Raw genomic sequence first — 19,603 nt, 5'->3', positions numbered from 1 at the left:
ATTATCGGACAATACTGTTGTGACGCTCGGAGGAGCAGCTATGGCAACAACCGCGTCACCATCGAAAGCTTCACAATCCCCATGGCTGCAATATGCCGCATTTGCGACCGTTCCCCTTGTGCTTGTACTTGGCAATTCTATGCTGGTTCCTATCCTGCCGGACATGGCTCAAGCCATGTCATTAAGCGAGCTGCAATCCAGCTTCGTTATTACTATATTCTCCGTAGCAGCCGGCTTGTTCATACCGATCATTGGTTATTTGGCCGATAGAATGAAACGGAAAGCCGTCATCTTGCCTGCACTTGCCATTTACGGCGGCGCTGGCGTGCTAGCCGGGATGGGTGCCGTCTGGGACTCTTACGGCATCCTAATCGCAGCCCGCGCACTTCAGGGATTAGCCGCTGCCGGTACTGCGCCTATTGCGATGGCACTTGTCGGCGATTTATATAAGGACGGGGACGAGAGCGAAGCGTTAGGACTAATCGAGGCTTCCAACGGAGCTGGCAAAGTCATAAGCCCCATCCTCGGCTCCTTGCTTGGCATGTGGACATGGTATGCGCCATTCTTTGCGTTTCCACTGTTCTGCGCAGGCGCATTTTGTGCTGTGTTGTGGCTGATCAAGGAACCCGAACACAAAGAAAAGCCCTTACCATTCAAATCATATTGGAAAGGACTCAAAGCGATTTATGCTCAGCAAGGCAAGTGGTTAATTACATCTTATACATCCGGCTCGCTTGGATTGTTTATTTTATTCGGCATCTTGTTTTATCTTTCGGACAAAGCCGAGAAGCCTCCTATCTCCATCGATGGCGTCGCCAAAGGCGGATTGCTCGCAATCCCTCTTCTAGGTCTTGTCATAACAGCATATTTAACTGGTAAGTCTCTCAAACGGTCAAAAGACCGAATCCGTACCTTCATGTTAACTGGTATCGCCTTTATGACACTTTCACTTACCGCCGCATCCATCTGGCATACCAGCTTCGTTTGGCTCATTGCTTTCATTACGGCCAGCAGTATAGGCACCGGCCTCCTCTTGCCTTGCCTGAATACGCTAATAACCGGTTCCGTCGATCGTACATATCGAGGGATGGTTACATCGCTATACAACAGTCTGCGTTTTCTAGGTGTAGCGGCGGGACCGCCATTATTTAGCTGGTTAGCGGATCAATCGGTTACCTGGCTGTTCATTATTTTAACGATCCTTAGCGCGTGTCTGTTTCTTGCTGTCATGATGTGGATACACCCGCCTCAGAAGCAAGGTAAGACTTAACAGACGTACGCTGCGCGCGGTATACTAGTGATATGAACGCACATGTACCGAACCAACTTGTGATCACCCCGCATACTTTTCATACTATGATGACGAGCTGCAGACTACAATTGCCGCATGAGGCTTGTGGTCTGATTGTGCGTGGAGAGCATTCGGACTCTGCAGATATAGTCATTCCGATCCGCAATATCCATCCCGCACCGCAGCATGCCTTTGCCTTTGACCCCGAAGAATGGACCAAGGCCTATTTCTCCATACAAAAAAACCGACAACTTCTTGTCGGTTACTACCATTCTCATCCCCGGTCCGCGGCTGCTCCGTCAACAAGAGATCACGAAGGTTGGTTGCCACAATCAGGATTGATTTATTGTATTGTTTCGCTGGCGGATACGCGATATCCAGAGGTTATGACCTATACTTTCGTACAGGATCAATTCGTACCTATTCCGTTAATGCTTGCTTAGATAAGCATATAAGTCCCCTAACGTGAATACATTTCTCTCCAGAATACGCTCCAAATATCGGAGCCAAAGCTTTGCGGTCATCAACGAATCTTCAAGTGCATGATGTCGTACCGTGATGGGGACGCCACTACTAATCAGTAACTCGTCTAGCCCATAACCTTCACGTTTGGGCTCCAGCCACTTCGCAATCATCATGGTATCGAGGACACGATGGTTCAAATTCACTTTGGAGGTACGCCATAATGCCGCATTGAGAAACTGCTTGTCATGACCCGATGCATGGGCGACAAGCAGCCTGCGTCCAACAAATGCCATGAAGTCATGCAGTACCGTCATCAAATCAGGCGCGTCCTGCACCATCTCATTTGTTATGCCAGTCAATTCTACGATCGATCGTGGAATAGAACGTTTGGGGTTGACCAAGCTGTAGAAAGTCTCTGTCTCGCACAGCTCTCCACCCCTTACTACAACGGCACCAAACGAAATAATCTCATCGCCATTGTTTGGATAGAAGCCGGTTGTCTCCAAATCGAATACAACGACCTCCAGCTCTTTGAGAGGCGTCTCCAGTAACGATTGTTTGCGTTGCTCGCGATTGGCATTACGAATAAACGCCATTTGTTGCGCGTTTTGCGAACCTAACATGGACGCGATGGCAGGCGTGACTCCTCCCATTTTGTACAAACTCCACATACGGCCAACGCCTTTTTGCTCCTTCATGGTTACCACCGCCTTACCTTACATAAGCCGTCCAATTGTCTGTTTATACACAGCACGTTGTAGACGTTTGCCTTGGCGAAGACTGCTCTTGAGCTCATCCGTCATTTCCTTGGACAGCTTCTTGCTGTGCAGCTTGCCGTTATTAGCGTACAAACCGCCTTCGAACTGTTCCGTCGTCATTAACCTCAATCGCAAAATAAATCGAAAAGCTTGCTCATATTGGTTGCCATCAGCTACCGACAGTTTGCCAATATCCGTGAGCTTGCGAATACGGTCAAGCGTTGACGTTTCTCGAATACTCGCACCAATAGCCATCATTCGGATAGAATTAACCATCGGAATATACGCTCCGTATTTGATATCAAGACTACCTGCATCTTCGCCGTATCTCTCTTTCAATAATTGACCGAAAACACCAACAAGCACCTTATGTCTCATCGTATTCTCGATCATGCGCCGAATGATATCGGGATGATTTAGGGTGTCGGAATAAAAAATATCTTTAAGTGCGTTTCCTAGATTCTCATCGCCGTAGACACAACGCCCGTCGGCGATAATGAGCAAATATCGGACTGATTCCCAAGCAGGTTCTCTAAACCAGCCCTCAAGCTTCGTTCGCCACTCGGATAATGAACAACACCAGTCCGGATTATCGCTAAGCACCTTGCCTTCGCATGGTGGATAACCGATAAGAATTAAATTATTAACGATCAGATGACATAATTCGAGAAAATAAGCTTTGACCGCTTCTCCGTTTTCTTCCGGATCCTGATAGACCAAACCACTGTCTTGATCACTGGACAATGTCTGTTCCTTCCGTCCGCCGCTGCCGAACAATAAATAGGCATAAGGCACGGGGGGAGACCCTTTCCCCATCCGTGCCATGTCCGCTTCGGAGAGCATGATCGCCTTGGTGATCAAGGCGTCATGCATCTCGTTCAATTGTTCATTCAATTGTTCGACCGGTCGTGCAGGGAGAAGGGCTTCCATCTGCTCGTGTATCTGATCTCGCAAGCATCGCAACCCTTCCACTCGATCGGCAGCCCCAATCTGTTTGAAGTGTTGCGAACGTGCTGGATCACCCATGCGCCGCTCTCCCCCTTCGGTCAACCGTAAATTCTATCTATTAACCTTCGAAAGTTTGACCTGGTTTTTTCAATTGCTCAGGGTAACCATATGCGCCATGCTCGCTCAAGTCAAGACCGATGATTTCTTGCTCTTCCGTCACACGGAAGCCCATGATCATCTTCATCACGCCAAGTACAAGGAAGGAAGCAGCCAGTACGAATGCGCCAACGACTACAACGGATTCGAACTGTACCCACAATTGTTTCCAGCTGCCTGTATCGATAAGACCGCCAGTACCGATACCTACTTTATCGGCAAGTGCTTGTGTTGCGAAGATACCATTAGCAAGCGTACCCCAGATACCAGCCATACCGTGAACGGACAGCGCGTAGATCGGATCGTCAACTTTCAATTTTTCGAACATTTTAACGCTGTAGAATACTAGTACACCTGCAACCAGACCGATTACAACTGCTGCCCAAGGATCAACGAATGCGCAAGAAGCCGTGATCGCTACAAGACCAGCGAGTGTACCATTAAGCATCGAAGTGATGTCAGCTTTGCCTGTTACTGCCCAAGAGATCAACAGTGCAGCTACGCCGCCAGCGCCAGCGCCAAGCATCGTCGTGAATGCAACATAAGTGAAGAATCCGTCGCCGATTGCAACAGTCGAACCAGCGTTAAAGCCGAACCAACCTACCCACAGAAGCAATACGGACAATGCTGTGAATACTTGGTTGTGTCCCAGAATTTCGTTTGCGGAGCCGTCTTTGTTGAATTTGCCGATACGCGGTTTCAGCAATACAGTCGCCGCGAATGCAGCAAGCGCACCCGTTAAGTGAACAACCGTCGAACCTGCGAAGTCTTGTGCTCCGTCTTCAGCCAACCAGCCGCCGCCCCAGATCCAGTGAGCAACGATAGGGTAGATCAAACCGATGAAGAACAGTGTGAATACAATGTAGGAAGACAATTTAGCACGTTCTGCGAATCCGCCCCATGCGATGGACAAAGAAATCGCCGCAAATGCCAATTGGAAGAGGAAGAATACGCCGCTTGGGTAATTATCGCCTTCAGCAGCAGCCAGTTGTGGATCGAAGAAGAAATCGCCCCATCCGATAAATTGGCTTAAGCCGCTATCGCCACCGAATGCAATACCATAACCGAATGCCCAATAGATAAGTGCCGCAAGACCAACTGTGAAGATTGTTTTACCAGCTACGTGACCAGCATTTTTCATTCGAGTAGAACCGGCTTCAAGAAGGATAAATCCACCTTGCATCAATAATACGAGAATGAATGCTAACATGATCCACAGGGAGTTAAGTCCCATGTTCAGCGTTGCTCCGGATGGATCCTCAGCGAATGCCACTACCGGAAACAAAATAGTCATTAACCCTAGCGCAAGAAACGTCTTCTTAAACAATACGACCACTCCTTTAATGTTATGTTTCGTAACATGTGACGAAAGACTTAATGTCATTATAGACAGTAGACTTCGATTTGACAATAACCTTTTTGGTAAAATTCTAAAAAAATCTAACGTTCGGCATAAAAGCTGACACGAACGTTAAGATTTTATCGATATTTTCAATAAAACAAGGCAATTGAAGACATGATCCTTCGCATTTTGCATATAAATCTATCTTATCCTACCAATGTCATAGTAGTTGTCATACTAGATCTCCTCTAGATGTATAGTAGAAAGTCGGTCGAATTGTGTCGAACGTTCCCGTTACAACAGAATCTAACATCACTCCAGCCCATATGTCTGAGTTCAGTTCAAGATTAGATACCGAGTTTACTACTTGGAGTAATTCGCGATGGTATGCGTACTTTTTGAACAACCTCATATAGAGACAATTCTCCACTTCTGTCGAAACCTTTCAAAGCCTAACGTTTGACTGTATGGTTGTTTTGCTATTATCATAGAATATAGATCTTATAGGACGGTGAATCATAATGGAGATGAGGTTATACCGGATCGGAGAACTTGCTAAGCTGGCTCAGACAAGCTCACGTACAATTGATTACTATACGTCTCTCGGTTTAATTGAAGCCTCTGGACGATCCGAAAAGAATTACAGGCTTTATGGCGATGAAACCTTGCAGCGTCTTGAACGTATTGAGCAGATGAAAAAAGATAAATATACGTTAGATGAGATTAAGGCAAGCTTAGACAACTGGAGCAAAGTTTCGGCTGATGAGCAGCTAACGCTCAAGCTATCTGAGATTCAACATCATCTGTCCCAGCTTGAACGCGAGGTGAAGGAACTGGAGCCCGTCATCAATCAACTCGGTCCACGCAAGGCCGGCAGGCTCTATACGACCATCATGCCTCAGACAGCGGCTTGCATCGAAGCTCTTATGTTGCTAATGAACAAGAGCTCTCTCATGTAACGGATCATTTACATTCACTTGGAGGAATGAATTATGTTTATGTACGCGTTGATTATCGCAGCTTTCGCCCTCACAATATGGGCGCAGTTCCGAGTCAAGGGGACATTCAAGAAGTGGGCACAGGTACCTGCTAGCAGCGGCCTTACCGGATACCAAGCCGCAAGGCGTATGCTCGATAATAATGGTCTTCACCACATCCCTATCGAACCAGTACCAGGCACGCTAAGCGATCATTACGACCCGATTCACCGCGTCGTTCGATTGTCAGAGCCAGTCTATTATGAGAATTCAATTTCCGCGATCTCAGTAGCCTGTCACGAGGTCGGACACGCCATTCAGCATTCGGTTAGTTATCCGTTCCTTGTCGCTAGACATCGGATTTTCCCAGTCGTCAACTTCGCATCCGGTATTGCGCCATTTCTATTGATCGGCGGATTCATCTTTAATGCATTCGGTCTGATCGGACTTGGCATTATCTTCTTCTCGGTTGCTGTAGCTTTTCAGCTCATCACTCTCCCTGTAGAGTTTAACGCAAGCAACAGAGCACGCAGCTTAATGCTGACCGAAGGTTTCGTACATCGCGAAGAAGCAAAAGGCGTAGGCAAGGTTCTGAACGCAGCAGCGCTTACGTATGTCGCAGCCGCATTACTTTCCTTACTAGAGCTTATTCGTTACATCCTGATGTTCACACAGAATCGCGAATAAAGTAATCCGAACGACGTAAAAGGCCTTCCCCTCGGGGAGAGCACTGAAAAAGTCGTTGTTTTGTTGCCTCGAGCAACAAAACAACGACTTTTTGGCATTTATGGTTTAATGGGATCGGGGATGTGTCCCTTAAAGGGCCACTTTGGGCTCCGCCAACTTCACCATTCGTTTCGCATTTACGGCAATTGCCGTTAATACAGCTTGTATTCGCATGCCAAGAAGACCTCGGCTATACTGTGAAATCGCCAGGCCATGATGGTTTTTTAATTCATGGTTCTTCTGTTCAATTTTGTACCTCATCCGGTAGCGTAGCTTAAAGGCTTCGGACTCGTGATACTCGACTGCTTTCCGTTTGAACTCAGGTACAATAGGAACGGAGTACGTTTTTGAGCTAGACCCTGGTTTGTAGCAGCCTTCTTGAAGTGGACAACCCTTGCATTTCTCTACATCAAAGAAGAAAGTAAGCCGCTGGCATTCGTTTCCGTTTTTACGACCCATCTTTGCTTTACGATTACTGTGATGCCCTGCTGGACATTCCACTGATTCACTGTCTTTGTGGTAAACAAACTTCTCTCTTTGCTCGTCCTGATGCCCATATAGCATCATTTCATTTAACTTAATGGTAGGGGTTATTTCGTCCTTCGCGAGAAGTTTGAGGTTTGTAAAACTACCGTAGGCTCTATCGGCTAGCACTTCTTTTACAACAAGCCCTGTTTCGGTGGTATGCTTCAACAGATCAGGGAATGCTTTAGGATCACTTGCATTTCCGGGCTCGACTTTCATGGCCGTAATAATTCCGTCCTCTGTCATCGCGATGCTTTCTTTGTAACCAAAAAATGAAGTTGTGGCGCTTTTCCAGCCAAATCGAGCGTCGGGATCAATCGCCGACTGTACGCCTTTCCAAGCTAATAACCGCTCGTCGGTCACAATTTTCTTCGTTTCCTCTAAACGCGACATCAAGGAACCCTCAGCATCAGGAAGGAGTTGCTCTACGGTCTCACCTAGATGCGCTAGGTAAACAAGCGCCTGTTTTTCTTTCTCCCTCGTTTCCCCTTCAAATTCAGGCATTTTTGGCAACTGCTTCAGTAGGTTCCCATTGTGCTTTTTAACCGCACGTCGCAAACGATTAGCAGCTTGTTTAAGTACTTGAAGAGGCTTGGAGGCTTCATATTTGGAATGGGTATGCGTCGCGTCGACAAGAATAGCCGATGATTTCACAAGTCCCTTTTCTACGCATTGTTTGACGACCTCAGTTAGAAGATTTTCAACCTCACCAGCCCCGATTTTATGGACACGAAAGAGAGAAAGCAGCGAAGGGTCCGGCAAAGGATCTTCTGGGTTTAAACCTATAAACCACTTGTACGCCAGATTTACTTTGGTTTCTTCAATAACTCTCTCGTCGGAGAGGTTGTATAATTTTTGAATAAAGATCAACCGAAATAACATCTCGGGATCTTTCGCTCGCCGGCCATAATACAGGTTATATTGCTCTTGGACAAATTCAAGAATAAAAGAAAAATCGATGAGTTGATGAATTCGAATGAGTAAATGATCTTGGGGTATGAGCTTATATAACTCGCTGTGAAAAGACAGCGTTTGTTGTTTGTTAAGTTGTAACATTTTTTTCACCTCAGGATTATTATATCATATTACCGCGGTGAATCGATGAAGTTGTTATGCAAAAAAGAGACTGATGATCGCTCACCAGCCTCCCTTACATATTCTGTAACCGTTTTTCAGTGCTCTCCCTCGGGGAAGGCCTTTTACGTATGTTTAAGTTGTCTCTACATCCGTCATCTCAATATAACGTTAATAACGTTTATGATGCTCTTCTTGAAAATAACGGAGCAAAAAAGAATGAAATACTTTGGCAACAAGCGGCAGCTTGTCGTTACTGCGATGAATAAGACCAATCGTTCGTGTAACAGACGGTTCACTAATGCGTACCTTCGCAGGCTGCAGCGGACCCGAATAGTTAAGCGCCATCTCCGGCAGCAGGCTAACACCCATACCGGCCGCTACCAGTCCACGGATCGTATCGGTTTCCTCGCCTTCAAATCCGATCTTAGGGCTGAATCCAGCCTCCTGACAGGCTTCAATCACAATCGGACGCAGAGAGTATCCTTCGCTAAACAATACAAACGTCTCGTCCTTTAGCTCGCACAGCTCAATGGATGTACGTTCCGATAAAGCATGACCTGGCGGTAGAATCGCATATAACTCCTCCGTCAAGAGTACTTCACCGCATACTTGTTCATGCTCCTTCGGGAATGGCGAGATAAACGCCAAATCAATCTCACCTTTGACAAGATCACGAATCAGTGATGGAAACATTCCCTGTTTAAATCTGAATTTAACATTCGGATGTAATTTGCGGAAGGAAGCCACAACTTGCGGAATTAATGATATTCCCAAGCTATGTGGAAATCCCAAACGGATCTCCCCCTTCTCCGGATCCATAAATTCATGAATTTCGATTACGGCTCGTTCCAGATCCGTTAAAATCACTTCAGCCCGCTTTAGTAGTAGTTGACCGACAGGCGTTAATTGCAAATTCCGACCCTTCTGAACAAACAACTTCACACCTAGCTCTTCTTCGAGCTGGTGGATCTGCCGGCTGACTGCCGATTGCGCAACATGCAGCTCTTCAGCTGCTTGCGTAACATGTTCTTTTTTGGCAACCTTAACGAAATAATAAAGCTGTCGAAGTTCCATACCGACTAATCTCTCTCCTGTGTACTGCTTATTTTGTCTACTTATCGCCTGTGATTACGTTTCAGGTTATCCAGCAGGCCATACAGTAAAAATCCGGTTAACGCACCACCCACATGTCCCCACAGATCGATTTTGGCACCAAAGATGGAATGAATAACACCAAATGCCAAAATGATATATACCGTATTTCTAGATGCATTGTCCAGCATCGACTTGCGCAAGAGTGCAATAAACAAGAACGCTCCGTAAATGCCATATATCGCGCCAGACGCACCTATAGCTGCGTGGTTGTCATCTTGCTGAAGGATCGTAATGACTGCCGATAATACATTTCCTCCGATGCCGCAAATGAGATAAAATACGACATACTTGAATGTCTTAAGTAAATATTCGAGCGGTGGTGCGAATACGATCAACGCAAACATATTAAAAAAAAGATGTCCGAAATCCGCATGAAGAAACTGTGAAGTCACATATCGCCATGGCTCAGTTAGTCCATACGAATCGAAACCAGGAAAAGTTACAAAAGCACCATTATTGATCCACGCATCGCTAAACTGACTAAGGATAAAAACAATGAGATTAATCGCGATTAAAGCTGCCGTTCCGGGATAATAACGCAAATACGAACGAAAGCTTTCGTAACGAAGGAAGATCATCGCCATCCCGCCTTTCATCATGCTCGCCAAAAATTGGACAATCATCTTTCATTCCGCTTATAATAAAGGTCGTAATGACCACATTGACCTGAGGAGGAATTCTTATTATGGCACAAGAACGCACAGGCGTTGCTACGCTGAAGGGCAACCCGATCACATTGATTGGCCCCGAATTAAAAGTAGGAGATCAAGCTCCGGACTTCTCCCTGAACAAATCATTAGTTGACGTTGTTTCTCTACAAGACTACGCTGGCAAAGTTAAATTGGTGAGTGTCGTTCCATCTATCGACACTGGTGTCTGCGATGCGCAAACTCGCCGTTTCAACGAAGCAGCTGCCGCTCTAGGTGACAATGTCATCGTATTGACTGTTAGTGTGGATACACCTTTCGCACAAGCACGTTGGTGCGCTGCTGCTGATATCGACAAAGTTGTAATGTTGTCGGACTACAAGAATAACAGCTTCGGCGAAGCATATGGCGTTCTTATTAAAGAGTTTGCCCTGGATATGCGTTCGATCTTCGTCCTTGACGAAAATAACACGATCAAATATGTTGAATATTTGTCTGAGATGGCCGAACATCCGAATTATGAAGCTGCAATCGAAGCTGCTAAAGCGCTAGTATAAGCGGTTTCCCGCAAGTTATAACTACCGCATTCCGCAAACAAAGCGAGTGAAGGCCAGCCTTCCTCGCTTTGTTTTTGTTTCATCATCTTCAGTTAGGTCATACATTTAGGATACTTTGACTGCGGCAAGCTTCTTATCAAGCGTGCGATACAAATCCATAATAACTCGATAATTGGAGCCTAGATCGCCTAATGAGCCGCGAGATGCGGAATAAATATCAACCGCTGATGTAAGCGGGTTCACGCTAATGACGGAAACCGTTATGTCCATCGTTCTTCCGAAGGCTGTTCTCTTCTCGAGTACAATCTCGCCAACCGATTGCACCTCGTGAAGCATTTTGTAACCTTGCATCTTCTTGAGCGTGGATACGACTTCTTCCCAAGCCTTGTCCTTAGACAGCTTGTAGAGATGTGATTTCAGCAATGGATCCTTAGCTCTGTCGCCTGTCTGTTCATGACTGCGCAGCAGCCCGATTAAGGTCCGCTTCAACAACAACGATCTCCCCCTCTAACATCTATCTGCATTAATAACCATCATATCATGTTTTTGCATATGAAAAAAGAGCTTTCGCCGGATTTCGCCAAGCGATCGCTCTCTTCAGTCATTAGGAACCCGCCTATGCCGTCCGATCTACATGTTTCTGAACCCGCTCTCGCAGGTGGGTGTCCGCAACCACGCATTTGAGATCCCTTTTCGAGGGCATGTCAGCCGCTTGGCAATTTAGGACTCCCGTGAAACAGCCATTGGTTCAAAACAACGAAAGACCGAAACGAACATCGCAGGATGTATTGCTATTATAGTCCTAACTCCTTCAAAAGTAAACGCCGGGTACTGATGTTATTTCTTGCCTTCTTGATTAGCTTCTTTGTAGTCGTCCTTCACCAGATCCTCGCGGTCCATCTCGGCCGCTTCCTCGGCTTCTTCTTCAAGCGACTGCTTCATCTTCTCAGCTTGCTCTTGCAGCTTTGTATAGATGATATTGAAGTTCCAGAATGCCAGGAAAGCGACGATACTGCCCATAAAGAACGGAATTAGGAATGTAAATTGGAAGAAGCTGATGTAGATGACAAGTCCGCACATAATCGCTGTCGACAACGAGCGGAACGGCTTGCCTATCGTGATCAAAATCGCATTCTTGATCAACTGGAACGTCTTCATATGATAATGAACCAGCATCGAGAAGAAGTTAAAGATGGATATACCAAGCAGCACTAAAAGCGCGATAAAGATATAGGATAAAATATTAAGCTGATCCTTGTAGACAATAAAGTCAACAATCATGACGACGAATAAAAGCGTATACAAGATTCCGCCAATCATACTTTGTTTATAATTGTCTTTATATCCTCGGAAAAACGTTTTGAATAAGGCGACATCACTTTCTCCCATTACCCACTTGCGCGCTACGGCAAACATCGCCGCTGTTGCCGGGAAAAATGTAAAAGGAGCTACAATTGCCATCAAAATAAGCGAAGTGTATAAGCTGTTAAGCATGTCCTGTTCGCTTGCGCCGTTCTGGGGAGCAATAATAATCGTCAAACCAAAAAAGACAAATGGGATGGAGCAAACGATCCACAACAAATTGATTACGGCCAATCTCATTATCCATTCGGAGATTCGGTAGAATCCCCCCATCAATCCTCTAGGCTCCATCTGTTATATGCCTCCAGCGCTGGTATAGTTGCGAACACGGCAACACGAGTGGCATACGCCATTCGTCCGCCTATATTGAGATTGAGTAGGCGCCTGTCTAGTCTCCCCCGGCATATGCCGCATATGATGTACCATACCCATCAGCATGATGATAAAAGGGAGGTTGCTGTCATGAACAACGCAGGTCACGGCCATTACTCTTCCACAGGTGCTATCCTTGTACTATTTATCCTTCTGGTCATCATTACAAAAACTCTACTGTTCTAAACAACTGAACATTAAGTAAAAAAGAACCGGAGAAGACCGGATGCCCGTTAGGCGTCACGGACTTCCCCGGTTTCTTGTTAAGACCGATCTATTACATCCCGGTCTTATGAATTAATTGTTTGCGAAGTCGTCAGAGGACTTGGGACGACGATTCTCGCCGCCGCTGCGACCTTCGCTGCTGCTGCGCTTGTAGCCGCCGCCACCGCTGCCGTAGCTGCTGCCGCGGGATTCATATCCGCCACGCGAGGAGCTGCTGCTGCTGCTGCCACTACCGCTGCCCGTACGGCGATCGTCACGACCGCGATATCCGCCGCCGCCGCTTGTTCCGCCACTGCGATTGCCGCCGTAGGACGAGCCACCACTGCGATTGAACGGACGTCCATTGGAACGAATGTCCGGACGACGTTTCTTCGCACGAAGCGGTTCTTCCGGTGTAAGCTCAATGCTGACATCCTTCTTCTCGCCAGTCAGCAATTTAATTGCTGCCGCAAGAAGATGAACCGAATCATATTGCTCCAGTAATTGAATCGCAATCGGCTTGTATTCCGAGAACTCTTCGTTTTGTACAACTTCCAGAACGCGCTCTGCCGTAAGACGTTGCTTGCCCTCAATCGCTTCAGCGATGCTAGGCAATGGCTTGCGGTTCATCCGTTGACGTGTAATACGCTCGATAAAGTGCAGGTGATCGATCTCGCGTGGCGTAACGAACGACCAAGCTGTACCTTCCTTGCCTGCGCGGCCAGTACGACCGATCCGGTGAACGTAGCTCTCCGGGTCTTGCGGCAAGTCGAAGTTGATAACATGCGTAACGCCCGAAACGTCGAGACCACGTGCAGCAACGTCCGTCGCTACGAGAACATCGATGCTGCCGTCACGGAACTTACGCATCACATTGTCACGTTGATTCTGCGACAGGTCGCCATGCAAGCCGTCAGCGGAGTATCCACGCTTCTGCAGCGCTTCGCTCAGCTCGTCTACACGACGTTTCGTACGACCGAAGATGATCGCCAGCTCAGGCGATTCCATGTCGAGCAATCTGCTCAGTGCTTCGAACTTTTGGCGCTCATGCACTTCGATATAGGATTGTTCGATCGATGGTGCCGTTACTTGCTTAGGAATAACGGACACATGCTCAGGATCTTTAAGGAATTGTTGAGCTAGCTTCTGAATGTTGACCGGCATTGTCGCGGAGAACAACATCGTTTGACGCTCTTCTGGAACCTGCTTAAGGATGGATTGAATATCCTCCATAAAGCCCATATCCAACATTTCGTCCGCTTCGTCTAGGACAACCGTCTGTACGTCCTCAAGTCGGATCGTCTTGCGGTTAATGTGGTCAAGCAACCGTCCTGGCGTTCCGATAATAATTTGGGGACGCTTCTTCAACGCGCGAATTTGACGTCCAATCTCTTGGCCACCATAGATCGGCAATGAACGAAGGCCCTTGTATCGCGTCAACTTCCCGATCTCTTCCGCCACCTGAATAGCGAGCTCACGGGTTGGCGTCATAATTAAAGCAACGATTCGATCTTCGCTAACCGGAATTTTGTTGATGAGCGGAATTCCGAATGCCGCCGTCTTACCTGTACCTGTTTGAGCCTGGCCAATCAAATCCCTGCCTGTTAATGCAATCGGAATCGATTTGTCCTGAATGGGGGTTGACTCTTCGAACCCCAGCTCCGTTATTGCTTGTAACACTTTCGGTTCCAAGCCAAATTCAGCAAATGTTTTCAAACTTTTCTCAAACTCCTTCTATCTACAGCCTTCTTAAAGAATATCCAAACCATTATAGCATAGATAATGACCTGAATACCAGTTGCGGATACAAAGCCATACTAACTGGACGAGCGCACATCATTTTCAACTTGGGAGCGATACGTTTGCAATCACCAAGAAAAAGGTACTTATTCACCATTCCAATCATGACGATTGGCGCCTTATTGGTTGCCATCGGCTTCAATATGTTCCTTATTCCCCACCAGCTTATTAGCGGCGGACTATCAGGGATTTCGATGATGATCGGCTACGTAACGGGCGCCAATATTGCATGGCTTTATCTCGTACTCAACATACCTGTTCTCATTTGGGGATGGTTTACATTAGGCCGCCGCTTTGTGATATGGAGTGTGTATTCGGTACTTGCAGCCACATTATTCCTGAAGATCATCCCTGTCACTCATACGGCGGATGATATCTTGTTAGGCGCCGTGTTCGGAGGCGTGATCGTCGGCTTTGGCAGTGGTCTTGCGCTTCGATACGGCGGCTCCTCGGGCGGCTTTGATGTGATTGCGTCCATTATGACGAAACGGCGCGACTTTCCTGTCGGGATGATTATTTTTTTGCTGAATGCCTCCGTTATCGCGATTTTGATCTTTTTTACGCAAAATTGGGATTTGGCTCTGTATTCGCTTATCGCGATTTTTTCGGCCGGCAAAGTAGTAGATCTCATCCATGTGCGGCATATTAAAGTAACGGCGTTTATCATCACGACGAAGACCGAAGAGCTTCGCCAGAAGCTGCTTGCGCATCCTCGGGGCATTACCATCATTAAGACACAAGGCGCATTCTCCTCCACAGAACGAGATATGCTGATGACAGTACGTACGAAATTCGAATTGGCTGACTTATGCAAAACGATTACGACGATCGATCCTCATGCCTTTATTAACATCGTGGAGACCGCAGGAGTTATCGGAGATTTCCGTAGGCAGAATCCTAATTGATATCCGCAAAAGTGGAATTTGCTAACAATTGCTATGTTTTTGAAAGCGGAGCTGTTATAATGTTTGTATCCCCAAGCTAGTTTCTTTACCATCGATTTCCCTTCTTGCTTTCTAATTGACTATTAGGATGAAAGGGTGATGCTGAGTGGATATGGAAACGGTCAAATTGTCTCAGATTGTCGAAAGGCTTGCCCCGGAGCTCATTACCTACCTCACTTCCCGTGAGTTGGATCTCCGTATCGTCCTTCGCGACGGCATGGCGTTGCTAGAACCGGCAGACGTAATGGAAATTGTACAGCACAGTATTTGCAATGGGCAAAGACAGACATTGTTACAATGAAACCTTTGGTTAGGGACACATGTTATAACCGCACCGCCAGTCGATATCGATGTCGACTGGTTTTTTTGTCACTACAGAAAAAAGTGATGACCCGTTTGCATGTTGTGAATTATAATTTGATCACGGGGGTTGGCATCTCTTACCTTCGCAATGAACAAAATGACGGGAGAGAGCATAATGGACATCATTGTATCTACGCTCATGTTGCTTTACAGCTTGCTTACCGGTCAAGGAGAAACCCAAACAGACGTGAAACAGTTGGCTGTTGCTTACTTAAACGCTTCTGCCGGCGAAGTGATCGTTAAACCCGACGCGCCAATCATGACTGGAGAGCCACCGTCCGAGGACGGAGAGGTTAAGACCGACCAAATAAAACAAGACCCTCAACCAGGCACGGAACCGATTAAGGGCATCTACGTTACCGCACACAGCGCCGGCGGCTCCAGAATGGAGTCCTTATTGAAGCTGGTGGACGACACAGCACTTAACAGTATGGTTATTGATGTTAAAGACGACAACGGATATATTACATACCCAACAACGACACCGGAACTGCTGGAGATCGGTACCGCCAAAAAGTATATTTCGGACATCTCAGTGCTGATGGATACACTTAAGAAACACGAAATCTACCCAATTGCCCGAATCGTCGTCTTTAAGGATACAGTCCTTTCGGTCAAACGCCCTGAATTGTCTTTCTTACAACAGGATGGAACGATATGGAAAAATGGACGCGGGGAGAGCTTTGTTAATCCCTACCGTCAAGAAGTATGGGAATACAATGTTGCGCTTGCCAAAGAAGCAGCCAAACTTGGTTTCAAGGAAATCCAGTTCGATTACGTTCGTTTCCCTGAAGGATTCGAGAACCGCGCCGATGCGCTTACCTTCAACAAAACGGAGCAAAGTCGTGTAGATGCAGTCGCTGGATTCGTCAAATATGCGCGTGAGCAGCTAGAGCCGTTAGGTGTACGTGTTTCGGTGGACATATTCGGGTATGCGGCATCCGTCCCTGCAGCCGAAGGGATCGGTCAGGACTTTGTCAAAATATCAAACGATGTTCATGTCATCTCTCCGATGATCTACCCTAGCCATTACAGCACAGGCTGGTTTGATCAGAAAACGCCGGACCGTAGTCCATACGAAACGATAAAAGGCGCAATGGACGATACTCATGAGAAGCTTCTGAACACAGGCGAGCTCAAACCTATCGTAAGGCCTTGGATTCAGGATTTCACCGCAAGTTGGCTGGGCAAAGGCAATTACGTCAAATACGGAAAAGTCGAGGTAGAAGCCCAAATCAAAGCACTACAAGATTCCGGCGTGTCGGAGTACCTGCTGTGGAATGCTGGCAACAAATATACACCAGATGTTAATTATGATTAACTGCTTATGTGACTATTGGCCGTCCGGAAACGGGCGGCTTTTCCAATTTCATTATTGGCAAATAATCGTTATCGTACGAAAAGCTGCCTGCACCAAAAGAAACAGTACCTGTTTCCTTCGGTGTAGACAGCTTTTATTGTGTGCTTAATATACCTGTTTATTGGGAAAGACGTGATGCTAATTCGTACATCTCCATGTCGAACGGCTTCTTGCTGCCTACTACCTTATCGATATCCGTTGTCACGAGCTCGCCTTTGATCACGCCACAAGACTTGCCCGAGTTTCCTTCGATCAGCTGACGAACGGCAAAGTCACCTAGTCGACTTGCAAGAATACGATCTACTGCCGTTGGCGTGCCGCCACGTTGAATATGACCGAGCACCGTTACACGCGCCTCGATGCCGCTGAGGTCGGTAATTTTCCGCGACACATCTTCGCCTTTTGCTGCACCTTCAGCCACGACAATAATACTATGACGTTTGCCATTGGCAAAGTTCGTTTTCATGCGGTCTGCTACCTCAGCAAGATCAAACGGAACCTCTGGCACAAGGATGGTCTCTGCGCCACTCGCAAGACCAGCATACAATGCGATATCGCCGCAATGGCGACCCATTACTTCAACGATCGAAGAACGCTCGTGCGAGGACATTGTATCACGAATTTTGTTAATGGCGTCTACCACTATGCTTACTGCTGTATCGAAACCGATTGTTGCATCAGTGAATGGAATATCATTGTCGATTGTGCCTGGCAAACCCATCGTTTTGATGCCGAGCTTGCTAAGTTTGTTCGCACCTTGGTACGATCCATCTCCGCCGATTACCACGAGACCGTCGATACCGCGCTCGCGCAAAACTTCTGCACCGCGTTGCTGTCCCTCAGGCGTCATAAACTCCTTGCAGCGAGCTGTTTGAAGAATCGTACCGCCGCGTTGAATAATATCGCCTACACTACGAAGATCCATCTCGCGAAGATCATTGTTAAGGAGACCTTGATAGCCGCGTTGTACGCCATATACTTTAAGTCCATGGAACAGTCCGCTCCGCACAACCGCGCGAACGGCTGCATTCATTCCTTGGGAGTCTCCTCCGCTCGTTAATACCGCAATTGATTTTACTGCAGTCATGATTCATTCCTCCACACCTATTTGTTGTCTTTAAGCCTGCTGCCTGCGTATCCATTGGCTGTTAATCATAAAGAACACGCGCGTGAGCGGACTGTTCTTCATGAGTCTCTTCGATACTTCTTGTACCTCAGCCTGTAGCCGAACTTTGGGATCCGTTAGATATAAGGCCAGAAGACCCTCTATGATGAGACGATGGAACCTCGAACCCGGCAAAGACTTCACGTCCTCCCGCGCGCGATTCACAATCGTGTCGATCCGTTCTACTAACAATTGTTTGCTATCGTAATAATTACAGAAATTCAGATCGCCGCCGATATGATCCTCCTCTTGATCGATTAAGTAATCGAGCAAGATATGAAGACCACACACATGAGGGAAATAAATATGGCGAATCGATTCGGCATCCTTCGCCGATAATTGCGATTCTGAAGCAGCCAAAAACAGCATGAACATACCAAGAGTTGATCCTGTAGCGGCAGCAAATTCGTTCCACTTGAGATTAGGATAATGATGACTATGTCTATCCCACCATGCCAACAGCTCGCCCTCGCGCATATCCTTGCGTATATGCTTGTACACCTGGAGGTCGCCATAAAGCGTTACAAGTTCCTCCACGTGCTCTTGCACATTAGCATAAGAAGGCAACCGAGAAACCGAGGATTGGCAGGTCTTGACGAGATGATGCAAATAACCGCCATCATCTCCTTCTTCGCGCAGCGCATAATAATCTCGGAGCTCTGCTCGTGGATTGACAGCATCCAGCATCGACTGATGAAGCAGACGAAAATCGTCCGGATTCATCGACGTGCTGCGGTCACAAAGATTGTCCAGATAGTCGCTAATCGTCTGTAGCGCGACAATAAGCGGAATCAATACATGACGGTATTCCAGGTTAGCTACAGCGTATACGCCGCCTCCCTGACAATGAAACTTTTTGTCATTCATGCTGTTCAAGGCCTGCGTCCGCAGCTCGTCGTCAGGTATTCGTTCCGCTAATTCTCTTAAGCGCCCAAGTTCGGCTTCCACTCCAGGCAATACGTATTTGTAGACGCGATGCATAAGCTTAATCGGACCTTGAGGCGCTCGTTTTCCCGATAGCGTCGTTAATCTCACGGCGCACCTCCCTTACGAGAATGATGTCATATATGCTGGCGCGACTCTACGTCTTGATCGTTTCTATACCAGATCTGCAAGTCATTGATCCTACTGGCGAAATCCGCAATCTCGTAGGTCAGTTCGCAGCACCTCTCGAAGTTTTCTTCTTCATCAAGCTCGGATTGAATCCGGTTGATGATGACTTCGAATTCCTTAATCCGTTCGGGGATAGAACCTCGGATAAGCTCCCATCTACCGATTATCTCCGTTCTTTGCTCCAGCGAAAAGTGCTCCCAATCTTGCGTAATGACTGGGATATGTAGGTGCAGCCTGTCGTTCCATAGGAATATGTCCATCGCATCCTCCAAACAATAATGTACCATTTTGCAAGT

The 19,603-nt window shown here is 47.0% G+C and carries 21 protein-coding genes and 1 other RNA gene; 9 read left to right on the top strand and 13 right to left on the bottom strand.

What is annotated here, in order from left to right; all coding sequences use genetic code 11:
• Window positions 1-40 precede the first annotated feature (40 nt).
• On the top strand, window positions 41-1,270 hold the full coding sequence (locus ACX1C1_RS17440; RefSeq protein WP_458953444.1) for an MFS transporter: 1,230 nt from the start codon (window positions 41-43) through the stop codon (window positions 1,268-1,270).
• 32 nt (window positions 1,271-1,302) lie between these two features.
• Window positions 1,303-1,734, top strand: coding sequence for a M67 family metallopeptidase (locus ACX1C1_RS17435; RefSeq protein ID WP_458953443.1), 432 nt, complete (start codon window positions 1,303-1,305; stop codon window positions 1,732-1,734).
• Here ACX1C1_RS17435 and ACX1C1_RS17430 read toward each other — a convergent pair.
• The 3 genes from ACX1C1_RS17430 to ACX1C1_RS17420 are packed head-to-tail and all read right to left on the bottom strand — an operon-like array spanning window position 1,720 to window position 4,945.
• Window positions 1,720-2,454, bottom strand: coding sequence for an exonuclease domain-containing protein (locus ACX1C1_RS17430; RefSeq protein WP_458953442.1), 735 nt, complete (start codon window positions 2,452-2,454; stop codon window positions 1,720-1,722). The genes ACX1C1_RS17435 and ACX1C1_RS17430 overlap by 15 nt on opposite strands.
• Window positions 2,455-2,472: 18 nt before the next feature.
• Window positions 2,473-3,540: a DUF294 nucleotidyltransferase-like domain-containing protein gene (locus ACX1C1_RS17425; RefSeq protein ID WP_458953441.1), complete on the bottom strand. Its 1,068-nt coding sequence runs from the start codon at window positions 3,538-3,540 to the stop codon at window positions 2,473-2,475.
• A 40-nt stretch (window positions 3,541-3,580) separates the two neighbouring features.
• Window positions 3,581-4,945, bottom strand: a complete 1,365-nt coding sequence (locus ACX1C1_RS17420; RefSeq protein WP_458953440.1) for an ammonium transporter — start codon at window positions 4,943-4,945, stop codon at window positions 3,581-3,583.
• Window positions 4,946-5,487: 542 nt separating this feature from the next.
• Between ACX1C1_RS17420 and ACX1C1_RS17415 the strand changes: the two genes are divergently transcribed.
• Window positions 5,488-5,919: a MerR family transcriptional regulator gene (locus ACX1C1_RS17415; protein ID WP_458957711.1), complete on the top strand. Its 432-nt coding sequence runs from the start codon at window positions 5,488-5,490 to the stop codon at window positions 5,917-5,919.
• A gap of 33 nt (window positions 5,920-5,952) precedes the next feature.
• Window positions 5,953-6,624, top strand: a complete 672-nt coding sequence (locus ACX1C1_RS17410; RefSeq protein ID WP_458953439.1) for a zinc metallopeptidase — start codon at window positions 5,953-5,955, stop codon at window positions 6,622-6,624.
• 129 nt (window positions 6,625-6,753) lie between these two features.
• Here ACX1C1_RS17410 and ACX1C1_RS17405 read toward each other — a convergent pair whose 3' ends face one another.
• From ACX1C1_RS17405 to ACX1C1_RS17395, 3 genes are all read right to left on the bottom strand, one after another.
• Entirely contained in the window at window positions 6,754-8,244 is a 1,491-nt protein-coding gene (locus ACX1C1_RS17405) for an IS1182 family transposase (RefSeq protein ID WP_458953438.1), read from the bottom strand.
• Window positions 8,245-8,433: 189 nt separating this feature from the next.
• A complete protein-coding gene (locus ACX1C1_RS17400; protein ID WP_458953437.1) occupies window positions 8,434-9,339 on the bottom strand; it encodes a LysR family transcriptional regulator in 906 nt (301 codons plus the stop codon).
• 41 nt (window positions 9,340-9,380) lie between these two features.
• Window positions 9,381-10,043, bottom strand: a complete 663-nt coding sequence (locus tag ACX1C1_RS17395) for a rhomboid family intramembrane serine protease (RefSeq protein WP_458953436.1) — start codon at window positions 10,041-10,043, stop codon at window positions 9,381-9,383.
• 62 nt (window positions 10,044-10,105) lie between these two features.
• Between ACX1C1_RS17395 and tpx the strand changes: the two genes are divergently transcribed.
• Window positions 10,106-10,624, top strand: a complete 519-nt coding sequence (gene tpx, locus ACX1C1_RS17390) for a thiol peroxidase (RefSeq protein ID WP_458953435.1) — start codon at window positions 10,106-10,108, stop codon at window positions 10,622-10,624.
• Between the two features lie 105 nt (window positions 10,625-10,729).
• Here tpx and ACX1C1_RS17385 read toward each other — a convergent pair whose 3' ends face one another.
• From ACX1C1_RS17385 to ACX1C1_RS17375, 3 genes are all read right to left on the bottom strand, one after another.
• Window positions 10,730-11,116: a DUF1499 domain-containing protein gene (locus tag ACX1C1_RS17385; RefSeq protein WP_458953434.1), complete on the bottom strand. Its 387-nt coding sequence runs from the start codon at window positions 11,114-11,116 to the stop codon at window positions 10,730-10,732.
• A gap of 113 nt (window positions 11,117-11,229) precedes the next feature.
• A non-coding RNA gene (gene ssrS / locus ACX1C1_RS17380) (6S RNA) lies at window positions 11,230-11,412 on the bottom strand.
• 49 nt (window positions 11,413-11,461) lie between these two features.
• Window positions 11,462-12,277 carry a YesL family protein gene (locus tag ACX1C1_RS17375; RefSeq protein WP_458953433.1) on the bottom strand — a complete coding sequence of 272 codons (816 nt, stop codon included), beginning with the start codon at window positions 12,275-12,277 and terminating at the stop codon, window positions 11,462-11,464.
• Between the two features lie 171 nt (window positions 12,278-12,448).
• On the opposite strand from ACX1C1_RS17375, the gene ACX1C1_RS17370 reads away from it, so the two are divergent.
• Complete coding sequence (locus ACX1C1_RS17370) at window positions 12,449-12,544, top strand: YjcZ family sporulation protein (RefSeq protein ID WP_458953432.1); 96 nt, start codon at window positions 12,449-12,451, stop codon at window positions 12,542-12,544.
• A gap of 111 nt (window positions 12,545-12,655) precedes the next feature.
• On the opposite strand, the gene ACX1C1_RS17365 is transcribed toward ACX1C1_RS17370, so the two are convergent.
• Window positions 12,656-14,278 carry a DEAD/DEAH box helicase gene (locus ACX1C1_RS17365; RefSeq protein WP_458953431.1) on the bottom strand — a complete coding sequence of 541 codons (1,623 nt, stop codon included), beginning with the start codon at window positions 14,276-14,278 and terminating at the stop codon, window positions 12,656-12,658.
• 188 nt (window positions 14,279-14,466) lie between these two features.
• Here ACX1C1_RS17365 and ACX1C1_RS17360 point away from each other — a divergent pair, with 188 nt between their 5' ends.
• The 3 genes from ACX1C1_RS17360 (at window position 14,467) to ACX1C1_RS17350 (ending at window position 16,990) form a co-directional block, all read left to right on the top strand.
• The gene (locus tag ACX1C1_RS17360) at window positions 14,467-15,267 is read left to right on the top strand and encodes a YitT family protein (protein WP_458957710.1); all 801 of its coding nucleotides are present in this window, start codon (window positions 14,467-14,469) and stop codon (window positions 15,265-15,267) included.
• A gap of 151 nt (window positions 15,268-15,418) precedes the next feature.
• Window positions 15,419-15,607, top strand: a complete 189-nt coding sequence (locus ACX1C1_RS17355; RefSeq protein ID WP_458957709.1) for a hypothetical protein — start codon at window positions 15,419-15,421, stop codon at window positions 15,605-15,607.
• A 177-nt stretch (window positions 15,608-15,784) separates the two neighbouring features.
• Window positions 15,785-16,990 (top strand): putative glycoside hydrolase, encoded by a 1,206-nt coding sequence (locus tag ACX1C1_RS17350; RefSeq protein ID WP_458953430.1) that lies wholly within the window; start codon window positions 15,785-15,787, stop codon window positions 16,988-16,990.
• Window positions 16,991-17,147: 157 nt separating this feature from the next.
• On the opposite strand, the gene pfkA is transcribed toward ACX1C1_RS17350, so the two are convergent.
• The 3 genes from pfkA to ACX1C1_RS17335 form a co-directional block, all read right to left on the bottom strand.
• Window positions 17,148-18,116, bottom strand: coding sequence for a 6-phosphofructokinase (gene pfkA / locus ACX1C1_RS17345; protein WP_458953429.1), 969 nt, complete (start codon window positions 18,114-18,116; stop codon window positions 17,148-17,150).
• Between the two features lie 30 nt (window positions 18,117-18,146).
• Window positions 18,147-19,175: a tetraprenyl-beta-curcumene synthase family protein gene (locus ACX1C1_RS17340; protein ID WP_458957708.1), complete on the bottom strand. Its 1,029-nt coding sequence runs from the start codon at window positions 19,173-19,175 to the stop codon at window positions 18,147-18,149.
• 80 nt (window positions 19,176-19,255) lie between these two features.
• Complete coding sequence (locus ACX1C1_RS17335) at window positions 19,256-19,567, bottom strand: hypothetical protein (protein WP_458953428.1); 312 nt, start codon at window positions 19,565-19,567, stop codon at window positions 19,256-19,258.
• Between the last annotated feature and the right edge of the window lie 36 nt (window positions 19,568-19,603).

It is taken from the genome of Paenibacillus sp. strain BS8-2 (genome assembly GCF_054483835.1).
The sequence above is the reverse complement of the archived record's forward strand: the minus strand, read 5'-3'. Positions and strand labels throughout refer to the sequence as shown.